We start from the raw sequence: 1,661 nt of genomic DNA, 5'->3' as shown, positions 1-1,661 counted from the left end.
CGCGTCAGGCACCCCCGTACGCCGTTCGTGCCACAGTGCGCCGTGCTGTGCGGTACCAGGGGGTGGATATCGGGTATGTCCCCATTAACCCCACTAAACCGGACAGGGTGGGCTCCGCTGGCCTGGGAAGTGATCGGCGTGATCGACACCGATGGCGGCTGCGCCGAGTGGACGTTTGCCGCGGAGCCGGGCGCCGTGCGCTCCGCCCGTGCGGTGGTCCGGGGCCAGTTGCACGGCTGGGACCTGGACTGCGTCGCCGACCTCGCCGCGCTGCTCGTCAGCGAGCTGGTCACCAACTCGCTGCGGCACGCCACCGGCCCCATCGGCGTACGCCTGCTGCGCCCCGCCGCACTCGGCGACTCCCTGCGTGTGGAGGTCTCCGACCCGCTCCCCGACCCCCCGCGGGAACGCGTCGCCCGCCCCGAGGACGAGAGCGGCCGCGGCCTGCAGCTGGTCGCCGGCTCCTCCCGCCGCTGGGGTACCCGGCCCGGGGCGGAGGGGAAGACGGTGTGGTTCGAGCTCGCGGTGCCCGGGTGAGCCGGGGGCACCCACGGGGCACGGGGGTGTACGGCCGTCGACGTGCGGTACGGCGTGCGCGCCGGGGGCGCACGTGCCTCGGCGGCGTGTGGTTCGGTGGTGTGTTCCCTGGTTAGAAGAGTGGAAGTGTTGTCACGGACCGGTCCGAAAAACATCTGGACCGACCTGTGATCGTGAACACCGTGTCCTGTGGCGCCGTAGTGCTGGATACTGCGGGCAGCCGCCCCCGGTGACCGGTGCCGGACGCGGTGAGCTGGAGGGGACGGTTCGCGTGAGCGAGATACCAGCGAAGGCCACGGAGTCCGAGGACCCGTCGGACGGCGCGAGGAGTCAGGCCGCACAGGCGGAGGCGGCGGCCGGTGACGCCATGTGGCAGAGCAGTCCGCCCGGTTCCATCTACGACTACATCCGGGTGGCGTCCTTCTCCATCGGCCCCGGCGGTCTCGTCGACCAGTGGAGCCTGCGCGCCGAGCAGCTGTTCGGCATCCCCGCCGACCGTGCCGTCGGCATGGACCCCATAGAGGCCTTCGTCGATCCCGACCTGCGTGAGCGCGGCCAGCGGAAGATGGCCGAAATCCTCGACGGGCGCGAGTGGACCGGAGTGGTGCCGTTCCGGATGCCGGACCGGCCGGACGGCACCCGTGGCGAGGAGGGCCTGGCCGAGGTGTACGTCATGCCGACGCGCACCGTCGAAGGCGAGAAGGCCGCCGTCTGCATCGTCGTCGACGTGCGCACCCTGCGCAGCATCGAGACCGACCTCGCCGCCTCGCAGGCGATTTTCGGCCAGTCGCCCTTCGGTTTCCTGCTGATCGACACCGATCTGCGGGTCCGCCGGGCCAACGAGCGCTTCGCCTCCATCTTCGGCGGCACCCCCGACGACCACCGCGGCAAGGGCGTGCACGACTATTTGCCGCGCCCCGAGGCCGAGCGGGTCTCGGCGACCATGCGGCGGGTGCTGGAGACCGGGGAGTCCATCACCGACATGCACGTCACCGGGTACGTGCCCGGCTCCGAGGAACGCCGGCACTGGTCCATCAACCTCTACCGCGTGCACAGCGGCAGCGGCCGGCCCATACCGAGGACAGCCGCACGGTCGGGATCGCCGCGGCGTTGGCCCGCTCCAG

General features: G+C 71.5%; 2 protein-coding genes. Both read left to right on the top strand.

Features of this window, described 5'->3' with window-relative positions:
* Positions 1-75 precede the first annotated feature (75 nt).
* Complete coding sequence (locus H5J33_RS34395) at positions 76-537, top strand: ATP-binding protein (RefSeq protein ID WP_181798582.1); 462 nt, start codon at positions 76-78, stop codon at positions 535-537.
* Between the two features lie 271 nt (positions 538-808).
* Positions 809-1,661 (top strand): PAS domain-containing protein (locus H5J33_RS34390; RefSeq protein WP_181798581.1); only part of this gene is annotated, 853 nt, incomplete at its 3' end.

The organism is Streptomyces sp. WELS2, assembly GCF_013870595.1.
GTDB lineage: Bacteria > Actinomycetota > Actinomycetes > Streptomycetales > Streptomycetaceae > Streptomyces.
Note: the sequence above shows the minus strand (reverse complement) of the source record. Positions and strands in the feature narration are given on the sequence as shown.